Consider the following 18,304-nt stretch of genomic DNA (forward strand, 5'->3'; position numbering starts at 1 on the left):
GTTTTGTCACTTTTGACAAACTTTCGTGTCAGCGGAGGCGTAGGCCCCGCGGAGTGCGGGAGAAACCGCTGCCGATCAGCGCGTCGTGCACCGGGCCGCGCTGGGGGTCGACCCCAGGTTCGAGGACCGGGACGCCGTTGACCCGTTCGACCAGCATGGACTGCAGGTGCCTACCCGACACCAGGCCAGCCAGCGCGGCCGCGGCCGCCGCGTGCGCCTCGGTGTCGTTCGTGAACGACAGCAGCGACCGGCCACCGCGCTCCAGGAACCAGGCCAGCTCCCCGTCCACCAGCACGACCAGGGCGCCCGCCTTGCGGCCGGGACGGTGCCCGGACTCGTCGGTGTCCGACGGCCAGGACAGCGCCGCGCCATACGGATTGGCCGGATCGGCCGCGGCCAGCGCGACGGCGCGGTACGCCCGCCGCCCAGCGTCGACCCCGTCGATGTGGGTGCGCAGGCGGTCGACCGTCGACGCGAGCGCGAACTGCGCCCCGCCCAATGACTCGACGAAGTAGCCGCGCTGGCAGCGGCCGGCGTCCTCGAAGGCGGTCAGCACCTTGTAGAGCATGGCGAAGCCGCCCGGCACGCCCTGCGCCGCGCCCTTCGTCAGCACCCCGTACCGGTTCATCAGGAGCTCGGCGTAGAAGTGCGCGCGAACGGTGGAGGCCGGCTCGGCGGGCGGAAGTGCCGACCAGCGGCCCGCGACGGTCGGATCGGTTGAGCGGGTCTGGGCATGGCTCACGCTGTACCGGCTCAGCCGCGGCGGACGCGATCGCTGCCGATGGGTGCCGCCGCGCCGCCCCGCGCCCGCCAGTTGGGCGCGCACCGGACCGAAGGTGTCACCGGTGACCCAGCCGGCCCAGATCAGCTCCCACAGTGCCTGTTTCGCGTCGGCCTCGGATATCGATCCGTCGGTCAGCTGGCGGAAGAAGTAGCCGCCGCCTGCTCGACCGTCGTTGCCGAGCGTCGCCATGATCTCGCGGTGGGTGTCGGTGAACTCGATCTCGGCGGCCGGGGCCAAGGTCAGCGGTGCGGCGTCGGTGGTGTGGAAGGCGATCCAGCCCTCACCGGTGCCGATCTGCCCGGCACCCGACCACGTGACGTCTCCCGCGGCGAGCAGCTCGTCGAGCATCGCGGGCTGGTAGTCGCGGATGCGCTGCCCGAACACCAGCGGTTCGACGGCCGAGGCCGGGATGGGCACACCCGCGAGTTGCTCGATAACCGCCAGCAGGCCGTCGATCCCCGATGTCATGGCCGACCCGACGTGCTGCCACTCGGGCAGGAAACGCGCGTAGGCGTCGGTGCTGACGGGTTCGACCTGGGCCCGCAATGCGGCCAGGGAGCGGCGCCGAAGGATCCTGAGAACCTCACCGTCACACCATTGTTCGGAGTCCGCATGGTCCGCGAACTCACCGCGCACCAGTTTCCCGTCGACCGCCATCCTGCCCAGGACGTCGCCAGCCACGCGCAGCCCGAGGCCGAACCTCTCGGCGGCCTGCGCGGTGGTGAACGGCCCGCGGGTACGGGCGTAGCGGCCGAGCAGCTCGCCGAGCGGATCTGCGACGGTGCCGGTGAAGCTGGCCGGAACACCGACCGGCACCGGCACGCCCACACCGTCGCGCAGCAGGCCGATGTCCTCGATGGCCACCCACCACGTCTGCCCGGCGAACGACACCGTCAGCGCCCGGCGGTCCGCGCGCAGCCCCTCCAGCCAGCCGCCGACGTCATCGGTTGTGGACCGCGCCGCCACCTCGGCCTCGGTGAGCGGACCCAACAGTCGCAACAGGTCCGCGACCGCCTCGGCGTCGCGGGCGGCTCGGTCCGGCGCGAGGTGCTGCAACTGTGCGACGGTCGACTCGATGACCGCGGGTTCGAGCAGTTCGCGAAGCTCGACGCGGCCGAGCAGCTCGGCCAGCAGAACGCTGTCCAGTGACAGGGCTGCCGCGCGCCGCTCCGCCAGCGGGCTGTCGCCCTCGTACATGAACGCGCCGACGTAGCCGAACAGCAGGGAGGCGGCGAACGGCGAGGGGGTCGCGGTCTCGACCTCCAGGACCCGGATACGACGCTGCGCAACACGTTTCATCAACTCGATCAGCGTCGGCACGTCGTAGACGTCCTGCAGGCACTCGCGCACCGTCTCGAGCACGATCGGGAAGTCGGGGTACTTGCGCGCGATGTCGAGCAACTGAGCCGCGCGCTGGCGCTGATGCCACAGCGGGGAACGCTTGCCGGGGTGGCGCCTGGGCAGCAGCAGCGCCCGCGCCGAGCACTCCCGGAAACGCGACGCGAACAGTGCGGAGCCGCCGACCTCATCGGTGACGATCGGTTCGATCTCGTCGGCGTCGAAGACGAACAGGTCCGCGCCAGGGGCGGTGTCCTCTGTGTCGGGCAGTCGCACGATGATGCCGTCATCGGATGCTGTCGGCTTCTCGTCGATACCGTACCGCTCGCGCAGTCTGCGACCGACCGCCAGCGCCAGCGGACCGTGCACGCGAAGACCATAGGGGGAGTGCAGGATCACCCGCCAGTCGCCCAGTTCGTCACGGAAGCGCTCGACGATGAACGTGGCGTCGGTGGGCACGGTGCCCGTGGCCTGGCGCTGCTCGTCGAGGAGCGCCCAGAGGTTGTCGACGGCGTAGTCATTGAAACCCATGGTGCGACAACGCGCGTCGAAGTCTGCGCGCGGCATCGCCGCGAGCTTGCCGGTGAAGGCGCCGATGGCCTCGCCGAGTTCGGCGGGCCGCCCGACACCGTCACCGCGCCAGAACGGCAACCGCGCCGCCTGGCCCGGTGCGGGCACGACGAGCACCCGATCGTGGGTGATCTCGGTGATCCGCCAACTCGTCGCGCCCAGGGAGATGACATCTCCGGGCCGCGACTCGTACACCATCTCCTCATCGAGTTCGCCCACGCGGGAGGGCTTCTCGGTGTCAGCGTTGGTCGCCAGGAAGACGGTGAACATCCCGCGGTCGGGGATGGCGCCACCCGAGGTGACGGCGAGCCGCTGCGCGCCGGGCCGTGCGGTCAGCGTGCCGGCGTCCCGGTCGTAGACCAGCCTGGGCCGCAGCTCGGCGAACTCTGTGGACGGGTACTTGCCGCTCAACAGATCCAGAGTCGCCTCGAACGCACTGCGCGGCAGCGTCGCAAACGGTGCGCTGCGCCGTACCGCGTCGAACCACAGGTCGGCGTCCAGCGGTTCGAGCGCGGCGGCGGCGACGGTGTGCTGAGCCAGCACGTCGAGCGGATTGGCGGGTACCCGCATGGTCTCGATATCGCCGGACAGCATGCGCTGCACCGTCACCGCGCAGTCGATGAGGTCGGTGCGGTGCTTGGGGAACAGCACACCCTCCGATATCTCACCGACCTGATGTCCAGCCCGGCCGACCCGCTGCAGACCGCTGGCCACCGACGGCGGCGCCTCAACCTGGATGACGAGGTCCACCGCGCCCATGTCGATGCCGAGTTCGAGGCTCGAGGTGGCGACCACAGCCTTGAGCCGCCCGGTCTTCAGGTCGTCCTCGACCTGGGCGCGCTGCTCCTTGCTGACCGAGCCGTGATGGGCCTTCGCCAGCAGTGCGGGCGCGCCGAAGGACTGCCCGCTGGCCATGATGTTCGCGGGCGAACCGCCCCCGACCGCGGGGTTGGGATCATTCGACAGCTCGACGCCCGTGCGCTCGGCGTGAATCTCGTTGAGCCGCGATGTCAGTCGCTCGGCCAGGCGGCGTGAGTTGGCGAACACGATGGTGCTCTTATGCGCCTCGATCAGGTCGACGATCTGTTCCTCGACATCGGGCCAGATGGTGTTGTTCGCCAGGTTGGCCATATCGGGCACCGGCACCCGAACCGACAGATCGAAGGTCTTGGCGGCCTTGGGCGCCACGATGGTGGTCGGTGCGGTGCCGGCCAGGAAGCGGGCCACCTCCTCGGGCGGGCGGACCGTCGCGGACAGGCCGATCCGCTGCGCGGGTGTTGTGAGGATCTGGTCGAGCCGTTCCAGCGACAGGGCCAGATGCGCGCCGCGCTTGGTGGCCGCGACGGCGTGCACCTCGTCCACGATCACGGTCTCGACGCGGGCCAGCGTCTCGCGGGCCGCCGAGGTGAGCATGAGGAACAGCGACTCGGGCGTGGTGATCAGGACATCCGGCGGTTTGGTCAGCATCTCGCGACGGCGCTTGGGCGTGGTGTCGCCGGAGCGCACCCCGACGCTGATGTTCGGCGCCGGCTGGCCGAGGCGTTCGGCGACCCGGGTGATGCCGGTCAGCGGTGTGGACAGGTTGCGTTCCACGTCGACGGCCAGCGCCTTGAGCGGCGAGACGTAGAGGACCCGGGTGGCGGGCTTGTCGGGACGCTCCTGCGATGCCAGCCGGTCGATGGCCCACAGGAACGCCGCCAGCGTCTTACCCGACCCGGTGGGTGCGATGACCAGGGTGTTGTGCCCGTCGGCGATGGCCTCCCACGCCTGCGCCTGAGCCGGGGTGGGGGCGGCGAACGTGCCCGCGAACCAGTCGCGCGTCAGCTCACTGAAACGCGACATGGGGTCGGCGGACTTACGGGCCACCCACCCATGGTGCCCGCCCCCACCGACAACCCCCGCGACTTCGGCGCGCATAGGAGCGCTCACCGCTCCAAAGCGCGCCGAAATCGCTGCTAGCGGGCTCGGCAGGCGGTGGCCAGAGCGTCGGGTATGCCCGGTACGCGCACCACGGCGTCGAGCAGCGCGTGCGAGCACGCGTCGGCGACGTAGTCACGCTCGATCGTCGGGTCGAGGATCCGCTGGCGACACATCTCGAATGTGAACGCGACCCAGCCGTAGATCACCGCCCGCAGGTCACGCTCCAGCGTGGCCTCCATCGGTGCACCGGCCGCCTCGGTGATCCTGCCCATGATGCGGTTGGCCTGGCGGTCGGTGTCGAGATCATCGACGCCACGTAGCACCGGGTCCGAGCGCCCCAGTCCCATGTAGGCGGCCCATGCGCCGTGCGGGTGTTCCTCGTCGTATCTCAGATAGGCGAGCACGCCCGCCCGGAGTTGATCGAGCAGGCTCAGCCCGGGTTCCGGCGGTGTACTGGTGGCCTCGAACAGACGCTCGCCCTCGGCCCGCACGACCGCGGTGAAGAACGCACGCTTGTCGGGGAAGTAGTGGTACATGAGTGCCCGCGACACCCCGGCGAACTCGGCGATCTCATCGATGCGCACCTCGTCATACGGGCGTTGGCCGAAGACCTCGGCGCCGAGCACCAGCAGTTCGTTTCGGCGGTCCTCGGGGGAGAGGCGCCTGCGGGCGGATGTGCGCGCACCCCCGGGGTCAGCCATGGCCACATCCTATTGCTCGACACGTGTGGAACAGCTGTGTTGTCCGATGTCCGGCTGGAATGGACGATGAGACTCGGGGATGGTCAGACTGGTGCGGAGATGAATATGAATCTGCAGAAGATATACACCTCACTGTTCACCGCAGACCTCGCGGCGGCCGAAGGCTGGTACACGAAGTTGATTGGCCGTGGACCGGATCACCGGCCGATGGCCACGCTGGTGCACTGGGAGCTCTTCGACCACGGTGGGTTGATGCTCTCAAGCAGTGCCGAAATCGCCGCCAGGGGTGTGATGTTCCTTTACGTCGACGATGTGGCGGCCGAGCGTCGCAGGCTGCAGGACCTGGGAATCGCGCTCGGGGCCGACATTGAGGGTGACTACTCAACGCTGGCGCAGGTGCGCGATCCTGATGGCAACCTGATCACGCTGGCGTCGCCGCCCTCGCGGCCGTTTCCCTCGGCATAGGCGCAGGGGGTCGATGCGGCTGGTCTTGGCCGTTCAGCCCAGACTGCTCTGGTAGCGCCGCATCCCGGCAAGCCAGCGGTCGTAGTCCGCGCCCTTGCCGCGGTACATGTCGAGGACGACGGGGTGCGGCAGCACCAGGAACGTCCCGGCGCGCACGGCTTCGACGGTCAACTCCGCGACCCGGTCTGGGCCGAGAACCTCACCGGCGTTGCGGACCGCGGCGGCAGCCATCCGTGAGGCCGGGTCCGATGACTCGGTGATATCCGTCAGCAGGGGCGTGTCGACGCCCATCGGGCACACGCATGACACGCCGATACCCTTGTCGCCGTAGGTGATCGAGAGCCATTCGGCGAACCCGACGGCCGCGTGCTTGGTCACCGAGTACCCGGCCGCACCCACCTGAGTCAACAGGCCCGCCGCCGACGCAACGCCGACGAAGTAGCCGCGGCCCCGCGAAACCCATTCGGGCACCAGGACCTTCGCCGCCCTAATGTGTGCCCGAAGGTTGACGTCGATGATGCGGTCCCAGTCGCGCTCGTCATCGCCCAGGCCCGGGGCCCCGATGATGCCCGCGTTGGCGACGAACACGTCGACGGGACCGAACTGGCGGGCCGCGTCGACAAGTGTGGTGATGCCGTCCGTCGTGGCGGCATCGGCCAGGACCGCCGCCGCGGCCCCGCCAGCCGACCGGATGGCGTCGACGGTCGCCTCGATGCCAGCAGGGGCGATATCTCCGGCCACCACCGATGCGCCGGCCGCCGCGAACTGCTGTGCCAAGGCCCGGCCGATGCCTGACCCGGCGCCGGTGACGACGACGACGCTGCCCTCGAGTTCCATAGCTAGCCATCCTGTCAGTCGGGCGGGTCAGCTGCCCAGATGTGCGTTCATCTCGCACACGACCAGCGGAACCGTCAATATGGAGGACGGAGGGTTCCCGTTGGAGGGGGGCGCGGCGCGATGACGACTCCGCTTCTCGATATCGACGGCCGGGTGGTCGGCCGGCGGGAGGAACTGAGCCAATTGCGAGCCGCCGTGGCTGCGGCCGAGCGGGTGGGCGGCGGATGTGTCCTGCTCAGCGGGGCTCCCGGGGTAGGGAAGTCGACGCTCGTGCAGGCGTTCGGCGCCGAGGTCACCGCGCGCAACGGTGTGTTCGCCTACGGGCGGTATCGCGACGGTGCGCCGGCACCCTACGCGGCGCTGGGGGATGCGCTCAGCTCGATCGTCCACACTATGGAGGCCACCGCCCCCGCCGAGCGTGACCGGTGGCGGGCAAGCCTGGAGACCGGCACGTCGTCGATCGCCAGCGTGCTCCGGGAGCTGGTGCCCGATCTGGCGCGAGCCGTCGGCAACGGTTCGCGCGCGGCCGAGCTCGATGCGGCGGACGCCCGGCGCCGGCTGCACCGCGCCGCCACCCGGCTGGTGTCTGCGACCGCGGCCCATCGACCGGTGGTGCTGGCGATCGATGACCTGCAGTGGGCCGATCGCGACTCGTTGTTGCTGCTGTCCGAACTGCTGGCAGTATCGCTGCGCAACGTGTTGGTGGTCGGTGCGTATCGGGTGGGCGAGTTTGACCCGGATGCAACGGGTCTCGCGTCAGACACCCTTCGCGGCATCGAAGTGCGTCCGCTGTCCGGCGCGGATGTAGAGGAACTTCTCGTGGCGGTGAGCGGACGCAGTGTGGAGATGGGCGACGTGGCCGCCGAGTTCCACCACCGAACCAATGGCAATCCCCTGCAGATCCGGCAGCTGCTGTACCGCGCGCAACGGGAGGGCGCCCTCACCTGCGTCGGTGTGAACCGGCACTCGAGCTGGGATCTGCGCGTACTGACCTCGATCGAGGTCACCGCAACCTCCGCGGAGTTCCTCGGTCGCTACCTCGCCCAGCTGAGCCCGATTGACCGAGAAGTATTGACGTCGTTGACGTGTATCGGCGGCGAGTTCGACCTCGATGACGCCACGACCGCGGCTGCGCATCCGCCCGATGTGGTGGCGCACGCACTCTGGTCGGGGCTGGAGCTTCGACTGATCGAGGCGCTCGACAGCCATGGCCAACGGATCGCCAACGCGATCAGCAGGGACGGGCGGTACCGGTTCAGCCACGACCGGGTGGCCGAGGCGGCGGGTGCGGACATGCCAAGCGACGTTCAGCGCGAGACGCATCTGCGCATCGGTCGACGATTGGTTGGACTGGGCGATGACCGGCTGTTCGAGGCCGCCCGACACGTCGGCATCGGCGGCCAGGGGCTGACTGACGACGACGAACGCGTCCGGTTCGTCATGGTGCTGCGGCGCGCGGCGCGAAAGGCCAGGGCCCAGGCGTCATTCCCCCTGGCCCTCGCGTACTGCCGAAACGCATTGGATCTGCTGGGGGAGCAGCGTTGGACCGCGCATTACGAACTGGCCCGGGAGCTGCACCTCGACGCCGCCGACGCCGCGCTGCTGGTGGGTGACTGGGGAGCTTTGCACGCGCTGCTCGACGAGGCCGAGAACGTCTTGCCGGAGCCAGTCGACCGTGCTCGAATCGCGTACCTGCGGCTCAAGGGGCGGGTTGCGCAGAACCGTCTTCAGGAGGCGCTCGAGACCGGGCTGGCCGCGCTCGACGAACTCGGCGAGCCGCTGCCACCGGATCCGGGCAAACCGCGGATGGCCATCGCTCTGATGCGGATGAAGGTCGCGATGCGGCGCTGGACCAACGAACAACTGCTGGCGCTGCCGCCCTGCGAGGATCAGCGTGTCATCGAGATGCAGCGCATCCTCGCCGAGCTGCGCAGTATGGCCTACCTGGTGCGGCCCAACATCTTTCCCCTTGTCGTGCGTAAGCAACTAGACCTCACCCTGGCGCATGGCCACACCCCTTCCTCGCCGCTGGTGCTCGCGAGTTACGGCCTGCTGCTGGCGATTACCGGAGACCACGCGGGCAGCCAGCGCTTTGGCGAGGTCGGCCTGCTACTCAGCGAACGAGAGGAGTTCCGGGAGGCGCGGCCGCAGACACTGTTCCTGCACCTGAACTTCATCCATCACTGGAGTCACCCGCTGCGGGACGGTCTGGGCCAGCTCCGCAACGCCGTCACGGAGGCGCTCGACCAGGGTGACCAGGAGTATGCGGGATTTCTCACCGCGGTCCTGCTCTCGCAATCGTTCTGGGTGGGTCGCCCGCTGGCCGAGATCGATGCGCTGGCCGAGGCCCTCATTCCCCAGATCCGATCCCAACCGGTGCCCACCGCGCTCTGCCAGGCGATGCAGCAGCTCTGCCTCAACCTGATGGGCCGCACCGAGGATATGTACCTGCTTGCCGGTGAGAGTGGCTACGACGAGCGGGAGATACTGCCCGCGGCCCGCCGCGAGGGTGACGAGGTGGCCATGAGCGTGGCCGCGAACGTCAAACAGGGACTGCACTTCTGGTCCGGCGATCATGCCGGTGCGGTCCTGGCCACCGACGAGGCGATTGCGCACATCGACGGCATGGCCGGCACCGCGGTCTCGCTCCTGGTCCACATGATCGGCGCTCTGAGCATGATGCAGGAGGCTCCGGGGGACCGCTCGACCGCACGCTTCGTGCGCAGGGCGTTGGCCATGCACCGAAAGTGCGCGGCCGACGCACCGGAGAACTATGCGGCGTCCTATGCCCTGATTCAGGGGGCGTGGGCGCGATCCCGCGGTCAACACGTCAAGGCGGAGGGCCACCTGCACCGGGCGATCGACCTGGCCGAGGAGTATCAGCTCCCGATGATCGGTGCGCGTGCGCAGGAGGAGGCCGCCATCCTCTACGCCCAGACCGGACGGATGACGCTTCGCGATCACATGCTGCGGTCGGCGTACCAGCGCTGGCTGAGCCTGGGCGTGGTGGCGCGCACGGACTGGCTGGCGCGGGAGCATCCCTGGCTGCTGAGTCGCGATCTCGTTCAGACGAATTCGGCGGGAATAGACCCCGTCGGCGCCCATGAACTGTCACGCGCACTGTCGGGGGCACGTACCCAGGAAGGCCTGGCCAACATCATTCTCGGCTCGGTTGCCGACACCACGGGTGCGGCCCGGGTTCTGCTGCTCACCGGCGACTCCGACGATCTGTCTGTCCATGCCGTCCTGGATCACGGCGACGTTGCGATCGTCGATGGGCCGTGGACCGAGGTCGCTTATGACCGCAGCATCGTCCGCCGTGTGGTGGGCAGCGGATCGCCACTGGTCGTGGTGGCCGACACCTTGCACGCGTCCGCTCTCGTGGTTCCTATCCGTGTGCAGGACAACATCATCGGTGTGGTCTACGCCGAACACGATGATCCGGGTAGGCATTTCAACGCCGACCACGAGGAAGCTGTTGACTTTCTCTGTGCTCAGGCCGCCGCGCCCCTGTGGAACTTCCAGCTGCAGTCCCGGCTACGGGCCGCCGACGAGCACCGACAGTCCCTCATGGACGTGCAGTCGAGGTTCGTGCCCAATGAACTCCTGCGCATCCTCGACATCGACGACCTTCGCCGCGTGCACAGCGGCTATCGGGTCGAACGCGAGATGACAGTGCTGATCAGCGATATCCGTGGTTACACCACCCTGCTCGAGGAAATGGACGTGTCCGAGGCGAGCAACCTGGCGATGGGCTTTCTCCGGGCCGTCGAACTTCCGATCATCAGCTGCAACGGCGTGATCCAGGACGTACGCGGAGACGAGATCGTCGCCGTTTTCGAGTCGGAGCCCGACGCCGTCCGGGCGGGGCTGGCCATGCTGCGGTCATTGCGCGAACACAACCGGGAACGGACGGCGCTGGGCTCTGAGGAGTTGCGCGTTGGAATCGGCATCAACACCGGCGCAGTGGGGGTTGGGCTAGTCGGTGGGGTGAACCGCATGGTGCTGACCATCATCGGCGATGCGGTCAACCTGGCCGCCCGCATCGAGAGCGCCAACAAGCGTTATGGGTCCTCACTACTCATCTCGGACACCACGTGTGGGCGCCTCGCGAAGGCAGGTCAGTTCGACATCCGTCGAATGGAGCGGGTCATGGTGGTCAACCGGCGTCGACCGGTGACGATTCACGAGGTCTACGACGACGACCCGGATTCGCTCCGCGCGGCGAAGCGTTCTGCTCAACCCGTGTTCGACGAGGCCTTCGCGCTGTTCGACACGGGTGAAGTTGACCAGGCTCGTACGGTATTTCAGCGATGCATGAGGTTGCTGCCCGGTGACGCGATCGCGCCGCTGCATGTGGCGCACTGCGACGCGATCGCGCGCGGTGAGCTGTCGGGCGGACAGGATGTGGCGCTGCAGCAGAAGTGAAACGAATTTGAAGTCCGAAACATCGACTACCCACGGGCATGTTCGTCTGCGACAATCTCGAATCAAGATCTACGAGGGGAGTCGTGGGTCTAAAGGGGGGTCTTTGTCATGTACCTGAGCGCCGAGCGAATCGCCCTTGCGAACCAGGCCATTCGAGAGACATTCGAGCAGACCTGTGTTGCCTGGCAGGTCATCCCGCACTGGGATACCGGCGACCCCGCCCAGACCAGGGTGCGCAACGACAATCCGACCAAACCGGGTTTCGTGGACCTGCTACCCAAACAAGCGGACCTGAAGGTGACGCTCGCCGAGGCGATTGCGCCGACCCCGGACGCGCTGCTCGCGAAGGTGATGGCCAGTACCGTAGAACTCGCTGCCGTGGTTGACGACGCCGTCTTCCCCGAGCTTCGGATGGCCCCGCCCGCCGCGGACGTCGTCCAGATGGATGACAAACTGGTGCCGACGATCCTGAACAAGCTCATCGAAGCCCGAGCGAAGGTCGAGACGGCGGGTTACCGGTCCCCGTCGTGTCTCATCACCGAGACGCAGGGCGTCCAGGACATCAGTCAACTCGCCAGCGGATACCCCGTGAAAAAGGCGCTTCTGGATGCGGCCAACGTGTACTCGCTGCATCGGGTGCGGACCATCAAGGATCCCACGGTCAAGACGGATAAAGTCGAAGCGCTCCTTCTGGGCCGCCGCCAGTTGATCGGGAACGGGGGTGCCTCGGGCGCATCGCCGGGTGAGGAGCCGGTGGACATCGCCGTCAGTGTTGCACCCAGCCTGGAAGTCGTTGGCGACACCATCGATAACAATATCGAACTCAGAATCCGCATCAGTTATGCGACGAGAGTCAAGGACGCCGACGGCATCGTCGTGATCGTCAACAAGTAATGACGTCGACACTGCCTCAGGCACAAGCTGTTCCGCACGTCGCGAGCCCGCTCGAGGACTATCTCGCGTTGTGCAAGGAGGCCTGTGATAGCGAGATCAATCGGCTCTATGGTCCCCGTCAACACGGGTCAAGCGGCGGCCTCTACGACCTGATTCTCGACTACCCACTGCGCGGTGGGAAGGCGCTGCGGCCCGCGCTCGGCATCGCCATCTGCCTCGGGCTCGGAGGACACCTCGAGGCGATTCTGCCGACAGCCGCGACACTGGAGCTCTATCACAACGCCTTCCTCATCCACGATGACATCGAGGATGAATCATGGTGGCGGCGCGGCAAACCCACGCTGCACATCGACCATGGCATTCCCATCGCGGTGAACGTGGGCGACGCCATGCTCTCGCTGTCGCTACAACCCCTGCTCGACAACGTCGAACGCGTCGGGCTCGGACCGGCCCTGCGGATTCTGCGAGCCATCGCGACCATGACCCGGCGGACCGTCGAGGGCCAGGCCATCGAACTCGAATGGGTTCGTTCCAATGCCTGGCGGCTCGATGACGCGGACTACCTCGAGATGGTCGAACTGAAGACCAGCTGGTACTCGTTCATCACACCGCTGCAGGCTGGCGCGGTCGCCGCCGGTGCCGACCCAGATCAGTTGGCACAGCTGGAATCCCTCGGGCGACACCTCGGGGCGGCCTTCCAAATCACCGATGACCTGCTTAACCTGCGCGCGGACCCGGAGGACTACGGCAAGGAGATCGGCGGTGATCTCTGGGAGGGCAAACGGACCCTGATGCTCCTGCACGCCTTGCGATCTGCGCAGCCGAGGGATCGGGAACGCGCCGTCGCCATCATCGGCCGACGGCGGCCAAGCGCGACCGGGGAGCTTGGCCTCACCGATCTGCTGGACCGGCTCGTCACCCGCGGCGACCTCTCGTCGGCCGGACGGGTCGAACTCGCGGCTCGGCTGAACGGCGCCCACGCGGAGCCCAAGAGCCTCAACGACATTCGCTGGCTCTACGAGCTGATGCACCAGGTGGGCTCGCTCGACCACGCCAGGCGGATCGCCGCCCACCATGCGCGCGGGGCGGCTGAGGTGCTGTCCGGTATGGGCTGGCTGCCATCCAGCCAACACCGCGACGCATTGGTCGGGCTGGTCGACTACGTGCACGGGCGGACCCGATGACTCCCGAAGCCCTGGTCGGTATGCTGGCCGAACTCGAGCGGATCCGGGAACTCACCCTCGACCTCGTCGAGAGGTCGGCTCCACGGCTGCTTCCCGAACCTCCGGGTGAGTCCACCGGCGCTGAGCGGACGGCGTTCGACCTGCTCCTCGGCGTCCGTCGCGGGGTGCTCGGAAACCCCGCCGCGGCCCGCAGAATCCACGATCTTCTCGTCGCCCAGGGACACCGATACGCCACCACGCCACCCGGTGCGCAGCTGCGCGACGCGCTGATCGCCTCTGAGGCGGTTGAGAACCTCCGTCGCGTCTGGGAGACGGTGAGCCTCAACGTCCTCGACGGTCCCTCGTCGCCGACCGCGGCTCCAATGGCGTGGGCAGAGCTGCTGGCCGACGCGGTCGTCGGCACGGGCCTGGACGACTCCATCCTGGCCGGTCTGCGACCTGAGGGGTTCGGATGACACTCACCGATCCGCGCGAGGAGTTGGCAGAACAGAGCAGCTTCATCGGCTACCTGATGGGTCTGGCGGGCCTGGCCCAGCTGGTTCGCGCGTTGGCGGCCTGCGATGGCGGGCCCCGGCCCGAACCTCGCCCGCACACCGAGGATGCCGACGATTTCGTCTACGCGCTGCTTGGCGTCGCGAGCCTCGGGCAGCAGATCGAGCGCCTCGCCGAATCCGCTGCGGCACAGCAGCGCTGCGCAGCCGTCACACCGGCACCCGCCTCAGCGAACCGGAGGTGGCTGCGATGACCGCGGTGCTCTGCACCAGTGACTTCCTGCGTGCTCCGCTACTGGCGACGGCACGGGCCGAGGGTTTCAAGGAGTGGCATCACTTCGTGGTTCATGGCCGGGGCCGACGGCTCCTGATCAATTTCAGCCTCACCAGCGAGACGTCGCGTGCTAGCGAGCCCGGGCTCGGGCCACGTGTGATCGTGATTGTCGGAGACCAGCGGTGGGCCGGAGCCATCGAGAGGTACGACGACTCCGCGCTTGAGGTGTCGGCCGATCTCGGCGCCGTGAGGATCGGCGGCAACCGGCTGACCGTGGGACCCGACGGCTACCGGGTGGTGGTCGACCTTCCCGGGCACGATATTCGGGGCGAGCTTGACCTCACGTCGGTGAGCCGGCCGTTCGTGGTCAACAACCAGCCGGTGGGAGAGGGCCGGATGTGCTGGCTGTTCGTCCCGCGGTTGCGCGCGCGGGGCTGGCTGCGCATCGGCGCGCAGGAGCATCCCATCGACAACGACCTCGCCTACCACGACCACAACTGGGGTCGATTCTGGTGGGGCGACGATTTCGCGTGGACCTGGGGCACGGTCCTGCCGCAGGCGCCCGATGACCCGTGGTCGCTGGTGTTCCTGCAGATGACGGACCGGCGTCGGTTGCGCACGCTGTCCCAGGCGCTCTACGTCTGGCATCACGACAAGCCCGCGGCGATCTTTCGGCACGCCGCGGTGCGGACCCGCACCGACGGAATGCTCCGTCGCGCCGCGGACTGCACGCTGCCCGCCCCTATGGGGCTGCTTCTGGACGGCGAGGCATCCGGGGTGCCGGAGCGAGTCGAGGTCACAGCGAACCGGGCGGGTGACACGGTCTTCGCCGAGTTTCGCCCGAATTCGTACGCGCGGCTGGCTCAGCCGAGCGAGGTCTGTCTGGACCGCTCGACAGTGCTCTGCGAGACCAGCGGCACCGCTCGGGTGAGTGGCTCGATCAACGGCAGGAGCATCGACTTCCTCGGTGCTGGCGTATTCGAGTTCCTTCATGGCTGAGCGAGTTTCGTCGCTGTTGCGGCGATCGGTCGGGCACCTCGAGGCGGAGGTTCCCGACAGCTACCGCCTCATCCTCGACAAACTCGGGCCGCTGGAGGTCGACCTCGACGTCGACGGCGAACGTTTCACGCTGCGCGGCGGCAACCGGCTCGAGGTCTCCGATGGGGTGGCCAGCGCGGCGGGCGCCCGGATCGCGACATCCCGATCCACGATCCGCGACGTCCTGGATGCGAGGGTCGGGCTCTCCGACGCCGTCGATGCGGACTCGCTACGGGTATTCGGCTCACTGGATGACATCCTGCGTGCACACGACACCCTGCTGGCCTACGTCCACGCCGCAGTCCGGGCGCCATCGCAGCCCGGGCTGCTGGCCGCGCTCAGGGAGGGGTGCGCATGAGTGAGACGATCACGACCCCGGCGTCGTGCGCGCGGCGTCCCACTGTGGCCGTACTCGGAGCCGGTATCGCGGGCCTGACCGCCGCACACGAGCTGGCGGAGCGCGGTTTTGAGGTCACCGTGTACGAGTGGCGCGAGGACGAGCGCAACGGTTTGGATGGCGCGCTGCCCGGCACCTACCCGCCCGTCAAGCTCGGAGGTCTAGCCGCGTCCCAGTACTCGACGGTGGGCACACACGACGGTAGCCGCGCCGAGCTGCGCCCATTCCCCGGGCGGCGGGGCCAACCACGTACACCGGGGCGGGCGGTCGCGGGTGAACACGGTTTCCGCTTCTTCCCGGCGTATTACCTGCACACCTGGGACCTGTTTCAACGCATCCCCGTGTATCAGCGCGTGGAGACGTCGAGCGGAGGGGCCGGCTGGACTCCGACCTCGCGGACCGTCATGGACAACGTCAGGCGGGTCATCACCCAGGGCACCACCGTTAACGGCAAGCCGTCGCTGGTCTTCCCGCGTGAGGCCCCGCGCAGCCCCGCCGAATTCCTTGGGATCCTCAGCCAGCTCAAGAGTTTGGGGTTCACGCTGGAGGATGTGGGGACCTTCATGAGTAGGGTGCTGCGGTACCTCGTCACCAGCCCACTGCGCCGCGCCAGTGAACTGCAGAACCTTTCGGCGTATGACTTCTTCACCGGGCGTGAGAATGCATCGGGGCCCCCTCGGTACTCGTACACGCCGCGGTTCGATGAGTACCTGTTGGAAATGCCGAGGGTTCTGGCGGCGTTCGACTCGCGGTGGGGTGACGCTCGGACGAACCTCACCACCTACCTTCAGCTTCAGCTGCAGATGGATCGTCGTGACAACAAGGCCGACGGGGTCCTCAACGGTCCCACCACCGAATCGTGGTTCGACCACTGGTACCGCCACCTGCTCGCCCTCGGGGTGACCTTCGTCCGGGGCGCCGCCAAGTGCCTCGATGCTCCCGGTGACGACCCGAGTCAGCCACCTCATCTGCGACCCCGGGCACAGATCACGCTGGAGGACGGTACGCGGCTGACACCGGACTACACGGTCGTCGCCGTCGATGCCCCTGCGGCAGAACGGATCACCGAGACGCTCCGCGCGGCGGGCACAGGCGGGACCGTCGCCGGGTTGAACGGCTTCACCACATCGATTCCACCGTCCAACGGTCCGCTGGAGCCCGACGCCGATCGACCACAGGGCCGGCGCGATCCCTACGCGATGGACGAGATGGGACGCGTGCCCTGGGATCGGTTTCAGACGCTTGGTGGCATTCAGTTCTACTTTGACACCGAATTCCAGCTGCTCCGAGGACATGTGTACTTCTCGGGGACCGAATGGGGGCTGTCGTCGATCAACCAGCACGGCATGTGGGAGAGGCGGCCAATCCTGAACCGCGACGGTCACGTCTCGGTGCTGTCGGTCGACATCGGTGACTTCAACAACCCGTCCCGGCACCTGATCGACGGGCTCGGACGCGGCAAGGCCGCGCGCGACTGCACAGCTGACGAGCTCGCCGCAGAGGTGTGGCGTCAGATCGTCTTCGCCTTGACGAGCCAGGTCGACAACGTACCCGAGGCGCTGTTGCCGTGGCCAGCGTGGTACGCGCTCGACCGCGGCCTGGTCCTGTCCGGTGGGTCAGGCCAGGGATCGGGTCGGGTGATTCGCAACGAGACGCCGTACCTGGTTCCCATCGTCGGGGACTGGACGAATCGGCCCGGCGGCGACCCGTGGAACCCGCACGGTAGTTCCTGGGGGACAAGACCGTTCGAGGACGTCTGGCTCGAGGATCTCGAGCAGCGTAATGTCTGGCAGGCTCGGCACGGTGGCTATCAGGTGCACAACAACTCGGTGGTGTTCGCAGGCACCTGGGCCAAGACCTTCACCCGGATGACATCCATGGAGGCCGCGGGTGAGTCGGGGCGCCATGCGGTGAACGCCATTCTCGACCACTACATCTGGGTCGGCTCGGGGGGTGTTGACCGCCGGGAGAAGACCATTCTGAACTGGCAGTTTCCCTTCGGCTTCGTCGATCAGGGGTTCTCGAGCCCGATTCGGATGCCGACACCGGCCGGTGACTACTGCTATGTCTTCGACATCGAGAACAGGGAACCCGCCGACACTCGCGCTCTGCGGGCGCTGGACTCGCAGTACTGCCAGCGGTCGCTGCCCCATCCACTGGACACTCCCGTCCCCCCTTCCATAGGAGGTACACCCATGACCGGAGTTACACCGCCACCGGCCGATCACAACGAGCAGTTGCTCGCCTATCTTGCTGTCTGGCAACAGCTTCTGGAGAAGACGATGGCCATGCTTGGCGGACCATCGGTCATGGCCACTCCCGGTGCGATACCGGGCATGCCAGCCGGGATGTCGTTCCCGCCGCCGATGGCCCCAGGAACTCCCATGCCGACCGTGCCGCCGTCGCCGACGGACTACGCGCAGCAGTTGTTCGGCTACCTGCAGGCCTGGCGGCAGTATCTCGAGCGGGTGCCGGGTGCTACGACGGTGCCGCCGCAACCAGCAGCCGCGTATCCGACGACATCCCCGTCGTCGACTCCATCCTTCGGGAGCCCGCAAGGATATGGCGCACCCGATGGCGGCGGTGGACAGCCGACAGCCGTGGGTGGTTCGGGCGAGCAGACAGTGCCGCCTCCCCGCGGAGAGTCGTTGGCGCGGACCACTCGCAAGCAGTCGACGACCAAGTGGCCGCCGGAGGTCCTCATGCCGGCCACCGAGGCCGGAAGCCAGGTTCCCACCAGCCTCTTCCGGTTGGCCTCCGAGGCCCGCTTGCCGCAGGAACGCGGACCCGGCTACGAGCGCCCAGAGGCCCAGAGACCGCCCTTGAGCGATACGCCCGAGGTGCGGCCGGAGGGGCAGTCACCGCGCGCGTCGTCACTGGCTCGGGTCGAGAACGTCATTCCGGAACGCGGCGAGGGGATCAACGCGGAGGTGCACCCCCGGGACTTCCAGGGCATTCAGGACCTCCGGGGGTAACGACCGCC

12 protein-coding genes are annotated in these 18,304 nt (G+C 67.8%); 9 read left to right on the forward strand and 3 right to left on the reverse strand.

From position 1 onward, the window contains the following. Window positions 1-28: 28 nt before the first annotated feature. Together ABIA65_RS25750 and ABIA65_RS25755 are read right to left on the reverse strand one after the other, a co-directional pair. Window positions 29-4,534, reverse strand: a complete 4,506-nt coding sequence (locus ABIA65_RS25750) for an ATP-dependent helicase (protein WP_354525426.1) — start codon at window positions 4,532-4,534, stop codon at window positions 29-31. 113 nt (window positions 4,535-4,647) lie between these two features. Beyond that, the gene (locus ABIA65_RS25755; RefSeq protein ID WP_354525323.1) at window positions 4,648-5,313 is read right to left on the reverse strand and encodes a TetR/AcrR family transcriptional regulator; all 666 of its coding nucleotides are present in this window, start codon (window positions 5,311-5,313) and stop codon (window positions 4,648-4,650) included. Between the two features lie 105 nt (window positions 5,314-5,418). On the opposite strand from ABIA65_RS25755, the gene ABIA65_RS25760 reads away from it, so the two are divergent. Further along, window positions 5,419-5,778, forward strand: a complete 360-nt coding sequence (locus ABIA65_RS25760; RefSeq protein WP_354525324.1) for a VOC family protein — start codon at window positions 5,419-5,421, stop codon at window positions 5,776-5,778. 33 nt (window positions 5,779-5,811) lie between these two features. On the opposite strand, the gene ABIA65_RS25765 is transcribed toward ABIA65_RS25760, so the two are convergent. Next, entirely contained in the window at window positions 5,812-6,615 is an 804-nt protein-coding gene (locus ABIA65_RS25765) for an SDR family oxidoreductase (protein ID WP_354525325.1), read from the reverse strand. A 120-nt stretch (window positions 6,616-6,735) separates the two neighbouring features. On the opposite strand from ABIA65_RS25765, the gene ABIA65_RS25770 reads away from it, so the two are divergent. From ABIA65_RS25770 to ABIA65_RS25805, 8 genes are all read left to right on the forward strand, one after another. Then, window positions 6,736-11,043, forward strand: coding sequence for an AAA family ATPase (locus ABIA65_RS25770; protein ID WP_354525326.1), 4,308 nt, complete (start codon window positions 6,736-6,738; stop codon window positions 11,041-11,043). A 108-nt stretch (window positions 11,044-11,151) separates the two neighbouring features. Further along, entirely contained in the window at window positions 11,152-11,937 is a 786-nt protein-coding gene (locus ABIA65_RS25775; RefSeq protein WP_354525327.1) for a hypothetical protein, read from the forward strand. Then, a complete protein-coding gene (locus tag ABIA65_RS25780) occupies window positions 11,937-13,121 on the forward strand; it encodes a polyprenyl synthetase family protein (protein WP_354525328.1) in 1,185 nt (394 codons plus the stop codon). The genes ABIA65_RS25775 and ABIA65_RS25780 overlap by 1 nt, the downstream gene beginning before the upstream one ends. Beyond that, window positions 13,118-13,576, forward strand: a complete 459-nt coding sequence (locus ABIA65_RS25785; RefSeq protein WP_354525329.1) for a hypothetical protein — start codon at window positions 13,118-13,120, stop codon at window positions 13,574-13,576. The genes ABIA65_RS25780 and ABIA65_RS25785 overlap by 4 nt, the downstream gene beginning before the upstream one ends. Beyond that, window positions 13,573-13,866: a hypothetical protein gene (locus ABIA65_RS25790; protein WP_354525330.1), complete on the forward strand. Its 294-nt coding sequence runs from the start codon at window positions 13,573-13,575 to the stop codon at window positions 13,864-13,866. The genes ABIA65_RS25785 and ABIA65_RS25790 overlap by 4 nt, the downstream gene beginning before the upstream one ends. Next, window positions 13,863-14,885, forward strand: coding sequence for a hypothetical protein (locus ABIA65_RS25795; protein ID WP_354525331.1), 1,023 nt, complete (start codon window positions 13,863-13,865; stop codon window positions 14,883-14,885). The genes ABIA65_RS25790 and ABIA65_RS25795 overlap by 4 nt, the downstream gene beginning before the upstream one ends. Continuing rightward, window positions 14,878-15,282, forward strand: coding sequence for an SCP-2 sterol transfer family protein (locus ABIA65_RS25800; protein WP_354525332.1), 405 nt, complete (start codon window positions 14,878-14,880; stop codon window positions 15,280-15,282). Before ABIA65_RS25795 ends, ABIA65_RS25800 begins: the two co-directional genes overlap by 8 nt. Further along, a complete protein-coding gene (locus ABIA65_RS25805) occupies window positions 15,279-18,296 on the forward strand; it encodes an FAD-dependent oxidoreductase (RefSeq protein ID WP_354525333.1) in 3,018 nt (1,005 codons plus the stop codon). The genes ABIA65_RS25800 and ABIA65_RS25805 overlap by 4 nt, the downstream gene beginning before the upstream one ends. The last annotated feature ends 8 nt before the right edge of the window (window positions 18,297-18,304 follow it).

Source organism: Mycolicibacterium sp. 624 (assembly GCF_040548615.1).
In the GTDB taxonomy this organism is placed as follows: domain Bacteria; phylum Actinomycetota; class Actinomycetes; order Mycobacteriales; family Mycobacteriaceae; genus Mycobacterium.

Excerpts from the sequence above, each read along its gene's own strand:
- ABIA65_RS25785 (WP_354525329.1), top strand. The coding sequence starts at position 13,118 with ATGACTCCCGAAGCCCTGGTCGGTATGCTGGCCGAACTCGAGCGGATC.
- ABIA65_RS25755 (WP_354525323.1), bottom strand. The coding sequence starts at position 5,313 with ATGGCTGACCCCGGGGGTGCGCGCACATCCGCCCGCAGGCGCCTCTCC.
- ABIA65_RS25800 (WP_354525332.1), top strand. The coding sequence starts at position 14,878 with ATGGCTGAGCGAGTTTCGTCGCTGTTGCGGCGATCGGTCGGGCACCTC.
- ABIA65_RS25770 (WP_354525326.1), top strand. The coding sequence starts at position 6,736 with ATGACGACTCCGCTTCTCGATATCGACGGCCGGGTGGTCGGCCGGCGG.
- ABIA65_RS25765 (WP_354525325.1), bottom strand. The coding sequence starts at position 6,615 with ATGGAACTCGAGGGCAGCGTCGTCGTCGTCACCGGCGCCGGGTCAGGC.
- ABIA65_RS25790 (WP_354525330.1), top strand. The coding sequence starts at position 13,573 with ATGACACTCACCGATCCGCGCGAGGAGTTGGCAGAACAGAGCAGCTTC.
- ABIA65_RS25760 (WP_354525324.1), top strand. The coding sequence starts at position 5,419 with ATGAATCTGCAGAAGATATACACCTCACTGTTCACCGCAGACCTCGCG.
- ABIA65_RS25805 (WP_354525333.1), top strand. The coding sequence starts at position 15,279 with ATGAGTGAGACGATCACGACCCCGGCGTCGTGCGCGCGGCGTCCCACT.
- ABIA65_RS25750 (WP_354525426.1), bottom strand. The coding sequence starts at position 4,534 with ATGTCGCGTTTCAGTGAGCTGACGCGCGACTGGTTCGCGGGCACGTTC.
- ABIA65_RS25795 (WP_354525331.1), top strand. The coding sequence starts at position 13,863 with ATGACCGCGGTGCTCTGCACCAGTGACTTCCTGCGTGCTCCGCTACTG.
- ABIA65_RS25780 (WP_354525328.1), top strand. The coding sequence starts at position 11,937 with ATGACGTCGACACTGCCTCAGGCACAAGCTGTTCCGCACGTCGCGAGC.
- ABIA65_RS25775 (WP_354525327.1), top strand. The coding sequence starts at position 11,152 with ATGTACCTGAGCGCCGAGCGAATCGCCCTTGCGAACCAGGCCATTCGA.